The sequence below is a fragment of the Streptomyces sp. NH27 genome (assembly GCF_056859195.1).
In genome coordinates, this window is record NZ_JACEGK010000441.1 from 1 (window position 1) to 6,772 (window position 6,772).

General features: G+C 71.2%; 3 protein-coding genes. All 3 read left to right on the forward strand.

What is annotated here, in order from left to right; all coding sequences use genetic code 11:
- Window positions 1–188: 188 nt before the first annotated feature.
- The gene (locus AC13HU_RS28555; protein WP_483044846.1) at window positions 189–1,406 is read left to right on the forward strand and encodes a PP2C family protein-serine/threonine phosphatase; all 1,218 of its coding nucleotides are present in this window, start codon (window positions 189–191) and stop codon (window positions 1,404–1,406) included.
- A 165-nt stretch (window positions 1,407–1,571) separates the two neighbouring features.
- Window positions 1,572–4,334: an NPCBM/NEW2 domain-containing protein gene (locus tag AC13HU_RS28560; RefSeq protein ID WP_483044845.1), complete on the forward strand. Its 2,763-nt coding sequence runs from the start codon at window positions 1,572–1,574 to the stop codon at window positions 4,332–4,334.
- A gap of 623 nt (window positions 4,335–4,957) precedes the next feature.
- Window positions 4,958–6,757 (forward strand): adenylyl cyclase, encoded by a 1,800-nt coding sequence (locus AC13HU_RS28565; RefSeq protein ID WP_483044847.1) that lies wholly within the window; start codon window positions 4,958–4,960, stop codon window positions 6,755–6,757.
- Window positions 6,758–6,772 lie beyond the last annotated feature (15 nt).

Below are 6,772 nucleotides of genomic sequence, written 5' to 3' on the forward strand. Positions count from 1 at the left end.
GCGTCGCCGCGTTCCGCTGTCCGGGCGAGCCGTCCGTGCGCCTGGGCGCGGCCGCCCGGGCGCCGGGGTTGACTGGCGTGCACGGCAGGGCACAGGCGGTACGACCCGGGTGGCGCAAGGGAGGTCGGGTGGTCGCGATGGCCGGAGGTGAGGGCGCCGGGCTGGACTACGCGGCCCTGTTCGCCGCGATGCCGGCGGCCTGCGCCGTACTCGACCGGCAGCTGACGATCGTCGCGGTCGACGACGCCTACGTCGAGGCCACCGGCCGGACAGCGGCGGAGCTGGTCGGCCGCGGCTTCTTCGACGCCTACCCGCCCGATCCGGCCGATCCGGCCTCGCACGGCGCCGAGGTCCAGCGCAGATCGCTGGAGACCGCGCTCGTGACCGGCCGGACGAACATGCTGATGCTGCACCGCTTCGCGGTGCCCCGGCCGGACCGGGCCGGCCGGTTCGACCCCCGCTGGTGGAACGTGGTGAACCGGCCGGTGATCGGCGCCGACGGGCGGGTGGAGCTGATCATCCACCAGATCGACGACGTCACCGAGTACGTCCGCTCCGAGTGGGCCGGCGACGACGCGGCGCACCACGGCGGGGCGCCGGAGGACGACGCGGCCGCGGAGGCGCCGCGCGCCGAGATGTTCACCAGGGCGAGGGAGCTCCGGCAGGCCAACATCCGGCTGCAGGAGTCGGCGGTGCGCACCGGCGACGTCGCGCTGACCCTCCAGCGGACCATGCTCGCCACGCCCGACCTGGCCGGACACTCCGAGATCGTGGTGCGCTACCTGCCGGCGCTGAAGGGCATGAACGCCTGCGGCGACTGGTACGACGTCGTCGACCTGTCCGACGGGCGGATGGCGCTGACCGTCGGCGACGTGGTAGGCCACGGAGTGGAGGCCGCCAGCGTCATGGGCATGCTGCGCAGCGCGCTCAGCGCCGCGGTCCGCGTCGCCGACGGCCCCAGCGGCGCCCTGGAGACGCTCGGCCTGTACGCGCGCGTCCAGGAGGGCGCCACGGCCACCACCACCTTCGTGTGCCAGCTCTTCCCGCTCAGCCGGCTGGTGTTGTACAGCAACGCCGGCCACCCGCCCCCGGTGCTCATGCACGCCGACGGCAGCCACGAACTGCTGGACCAGGCCACCGACCCGCCGCTCGGGGTGCGGCTGGAGCACGTGCCGCGCCCGCAGGCCACCTTGGACTACCAGGTGGGCGACACCCTGGTGCTGTACACCGACGGCCTCATCGAGCGGCGCGGCGAGGACATCGACGCGGGAATCGACCGCCTGATCGCCGCGGTCCGTGACCTGCGCACGCTGTCCCCGGACGACCTGGCCGACGGCCTGCTGCGCGCCATGGCCGACCCGGCCGGCCAGCAGGACGACATCTCCCTCCTCGTCACCCGCCTCTGACGGGACCGGCGCTACCGGGTGAGGGTTTCTACCCGGCCGGACGTGACGCGATGTTTGATTGTGTTTCTTTGTTCGCGCTGTTGACCGAATATTCAACAGGTGGGGACACTTGACGCCATCCTCCTCTAGTGAAGGGCGTCAGTCATGCCCCGAGTGTTGACTCGTGTGTGGAGACTTACCCCGCTGTGGGTGCTCGCGCTGCTGGCCGCGCTGCTGGCCGCGAGTACGGCGCCGGCGCATGCGGACCCCAATACGTCGATCAGCGTGGACGGCGGTCAGAGCGGCCGGACGTTCGACGGGATCGGCGCGATCAGCGGGGGCGGCGGCAACTCCCGTCTGCTGACGGACTATCCGGCCGCCCAGCAGAAGCAGATCCTGGACTACATGTTCAAGCCGGGCTACGGCGCGAACCTCCAGTTGCTGAAGTTGGAGATCGGCGGCGACGCCAACTCCACCGACGGCTCCGAGCCCTCGATCGAGCACACCAAGGGTGCGATCAACTGCAACGCCGGCTACGAGTTCTGGCTCGCCGAGCAGGCGGTCAAGCGCAACCCGGACATCGGGCTGTACGGCCTGGCATGGGCCGCGCCCGGCTGGATCAACGGCGGCTTCTGGTCGACCGACACCATCAACTACCTGATCTCGTGGCTGGGTTGCGCCAAGGAGCACGGCCTGCCCATCAAGTACCTCGGCGGCTGGAACGAGCGCGGCCACGACGCCGACTGGTACGTGCAGTTGCGTTCCGCGCTGGACGCCGCCGGCTACTCGGGCGTGCAGATCGTCGCGGACGACAGCGGCTGGGACGTCGCGGACGACATGGCGAAGGACCCGGCGTTCGACAAGGCCGTGTCGATCATCGGCGCGCACTACCCGTGCCAGGGCGACGGCGGTCCGGCGACGAGCTGCTCCAGCACGCAGACCGCGCAGGACAACGGCAAGCCGCTGTGGGCCAGCGAGAACGGCTCGCAGGACATGAACACCGGCGCCCCCGCGCTGATCCGCTCCATCACCCGCGGCTACGTCGACGCGAAGATGACCAGCTACTTCAACTGGCCGCTGATCGCGGCGGTCTACCCGAACCTGCCGTACGCGACCGTGGGCCTTGCCACCGCCGGCTCGCCCTGGTCGGGCAACTACGGCATCGGCGAGAACACCTGGGCGACCGCGCAGGTCACCCAATTCGCCCAGCCCGGCTGGAAGTTCGTCGACACCGGGTCCGGCTACCTCGGCGGCTCGGAGTCCAACGGCAGCTACGTGACGCTCAAGTCCCCGAACGGCAAGGACTATTCGACGGTGCTGGAGACCACCACCGCGACCGCCGCGCAGACCGCGAACTTCACCGTCAAGGGCGGCCTGTCCACGGGCGCCGTGCACGTGTGGGCCACCGACGTCAACAACCCCTCCGCGGCAACGGACTTCGCGCACACCCAGGACATCACCCCGTCGGCCGACGGCACGTACGCGCTGACGATGAAGCCCGGCTACATCTACACGGTCACCACGACCACCGGGCAGGGCAAGGGCACCGCCACCGCCCCGGCCGCGCACGCGCTGGAACTGCCGTACTCCGACAGCTTCGACAACGATGTCGCGGGCACCGAGGCGAAGTACCTCTCCGACATGCAGGGTTCGTTCGAGGTGCAGAAGTGCGCCGCCGGCCGGCGGGGGATGTGCCTGCAGCAGATGGCGCCGGTCAAGCCGATCGAATGGCAGGACGACAGCGACGCGTTCACCCTGGTCGGCGACCCGACCTGGACGGACTACTCGCTGCAGTCCGACGTCGAACTGGCCAAGCCCGGCACGGTCGAGCTGATCGGACGCGCGGGCACCCAGAACCGCCCGCAGTCCCACCAGCAGGGCTACTACTTCCAGATCAGCGACACCGGCGCCTGGACGATCCTCAAGAGCGACGCGGACGGCAACCGTACGGTGCTCGGCAGGTCCTCCACCACCGCGCTCGGCACCGGCAAGTGGCACCGGCTCGGGCTCTCCTTCAGCGGCTCGGCGATCACCGCGTCCGTGGACGGCAAGCAGGTCGGCGTCGCGCACGACGGCAGCTACACCGCGGGCCAGGGCGGGCTGGGCCTCACGTCGTACGACACCGACCAGTTCGACAACCTGTCCTTCCAGAAGGCCGGCGGCGGCAAGGCCACCGCGGCGATGACGGTCACCCCGTCGGCGAAGAGCGTGCAGCGCGGCAAGACCCTGACGGTGTCCGCCACCGTGTCGGTGCCGGCCGGCGCGAAGACCGCCGAGGGCGTCAACGTCTCGCTCACCGCGCCCGGGTTCACCTTCGACGCCCAGCCGGAGGTGTTCGGGGCGATCAGGCCCGGGCAGAGCGCCACCGCCGTCTGGCAGTTGACAGCGCCGGTGGACAAGGCGTCGACCGCGACGGTCGGCGCCACCGCGACCTTCGCGCAGGGCGAGGTCGCGCAGTGGCTGCGGCAGGACGCGCAGGTGGCGGTCACCAACCCGCCGGCGCCGACCGGGGTGAACAACGTGAGCGACCTCGAGTTCCTGTCGGCCACGAACGGTTGGGGCCCGGTGGAGCGCGACGAGTCGGTCGGCGGCACCAACGCCGGCGACGGCAGCCCGCTCACCATCGACGGCACCGTCTACCCGAAGGGCCTGGGCACGAACTCGATCAGCGACGTGAGCATCTACCTGGGCGGCAACTGCTCGAAGTTCACCTCCACCGTCGGCAACGACGACGACGCGGGGACGTCGGGCAGCGACACGTTCAGCGTGCTCGGCGACGGTAAGACGCTGACGGCCACCGGCACGATCAAGGGCGGTGACCCGGCGCAGAAGATCAGCGCCGATCTGACCGGGGTGCAGACCCTCGACCTCGTGGTGGGCGACGCCGGCGACGGCAACGCCTACGACCACGGGGACTGGGCGGCGCCCACCATCACCTGCTCCGGCTGAGCACTTCCCCGTAAGCGATGCCGGGCGACCCCGGCAGTCCCGGTCCGGCCGCGCCCGCGCGCGGCCGGACCGTCGCGCGTGGCGCGGCAGAACGGTTGCGTTCGGTGCCGCGGGTCCTTCGCCCGCCCTGGCTCTTTCGCCCGCCGCCGAGCCCTTCGCCCGCCGTGCTGCCGCCGCCCGGAGACGCCTCCATCTGCCGTGCTGCCGCCGCCCGCCGCGCCGGCGCCACTCCTTCACCCGCTGCCACAGCCGCCCCAGCCGGCTTCAACTGCCGCCGCAGCGGCCGCTCCATCGTGCCTCCCAGCCGGTCGAGTGATGACCGTCCGCTTGGACCGACGGGCACATGGAGGGCGGCGTCGCGGGCCGATGGCTCTCGCCCAGCCGGCTTCTCCTCGGTCACCATCGCCCCGCCATGGCTCCCTCGTCGGCACCGCCCGGACTCGGCCCTCGACCCGCTCCTTCACCCGCCCTCCATTTCCCGGTCGGTCTTATTGACGCTGCATAGTCGCGATGATTCACTTCGTCCCTGAGAGCGCTCTCACGCGGTTCAGGGCCAGCCGCAGTTCTCCTCCCCACCCACCACTTCAGGGAGAGCCGTGTCCGACATTCCCACGCGCCGTGCCATGCTCCGCGGGGCGGCCGTCGCCGCCGCGGTGCCGCTGGTCGGCGGTATCTCCACCGGATCAGCCTTCGCCTCGCAGCCCGGCCACGCGAACCCCGGTCGCCCGCAGCCCGCGCACCGGGCCGGCACCGACCTGGGCCCGAACGTCCTCGTCTTCGAGCCGTCCATGGGCGACGCGGCGATCCAGGCGCAGCTCGACGCCGTGTTCGCCACCCAGCAGTCCAACCAGTTCGGCACCGAGCGGTACGCGCTGGCCTTCATGCCCGGCACCTACCACGTCGACGTCAACGTGGGGTTCTACACCCACGTGCTCGGGCTGGGGGACAGCCCCGACGACGTGGTGATCAACGGCCATGTCACGGTCGACGCACAGTGGTTGGACGGCAACGGCACGCAGAACTTCTGGCGGGCCGCGGAGAACCTGAGCATCGTCCCGCCGGACGGGCTGGAGCGCTGGGCGGTCGCCCAGGCGGGCCCGATGCGCCGCGTCCACGTGAAGGGCGACATGACCCTGTGGCCGAGCCCGCCCGGCAACCAGTGGTCGAGCGGGGGATTCCTCGCCGACAGCGTGGTGGACGGCCAGGTGGAGTCCGGTTCGCAGCAGCAGTGGCTGTCGCGCAACGACACCTTCGGCAGCTGGACCGGCTCCAACTGGAACATGGTCTTCGTCGGCACCCAGGGCGCTCCCGCCCAGTCCTTCCCCACGCCGCCCTACACCACCGTCGACCGGACCCCGACCGTACGGGAGAAGCCGTTCCTGACCGTGGACCGCCGCGGCGGCTACCACGTCTTCGTGCCCGCGCTGCGCCGGGACAGCGCCGGCACCAGCTGGGCGCACGGTCCGGCCAAGGGACGCAGCCTCCCGCTGTCCGGCTTCCATGTGGCCAGGTCCGGCGACTCCGCCGCCGACCTCAACCGGGCCCTGGCCCGGGGGCAGCACCTCCTGTTCACCCCCGGCGTCTACCCGCTGTCCGCGCCGCTGCGGGTGAACCGCCCCGGCACCGTCGTCCTGGGCCTGGGCCTGGCCACGCTCCAGGCCGCGCACGGCAACTCCCTCCTGGAGGTCGCCGACGTCGGCGGGGTGAGCGTCGCCGGTGTGCTCCTGGAGGCCGCCTCGGCGCACTCCCCGGTGCTGCTGCGGGTCGGCCACGGCCGCAGCTGGATCAGGCACTCCGCCGACCCCACCGCGCTCTTCGACGTCTACGCCCGGATCGGCGGGTCCCTGCCCGGCGGCGCGGCCGTCAGCGTCCAGCTCGACAGCAACGACGTGATCTGCGACAACCTCTGGCTCTGGCGGGCCGACCACGGCCTGGACGGCACGGTCGGCTGGTCGGTCAACCCGGCCGACACCGGCTTCCTCGTCAACGGCGAGCACGTCACCGCCTACGCCCTGGCCGTGGAGCACTACCAGAAGTACGAGGTGGTCTGGAACGGCAACCACGGCCGTACGTACTTCTTCCAGAACGAGCACCCGTACGACGTGCCCACCCAGTCGGCCTGGGTGCACGGCACCACCAACGGGTACGCCGCCTACAAGGTCGCCGACTCCGTCACCGACCACCTCGCCTGGGGGCTGGGAAGCTACTGCTTCTTCAACCTGGAGGCGAACATCTACACCGACCGCGCCTACGAGGTTCCCGACACCCCGGGCGTGGTCTTCACCGACCTGATGACCGTCTGCCTCAACGACGCGGCCGGCGGCGGCATCCTGCGCTGCATCAACGGCAGCGGCGACCCCGTCCAGAACGGCTTCGGCACCTACAACATGAAGCGGTACGCGAACGGCGTCGCGACCGTCTGACGGTCCGTCCGTGCC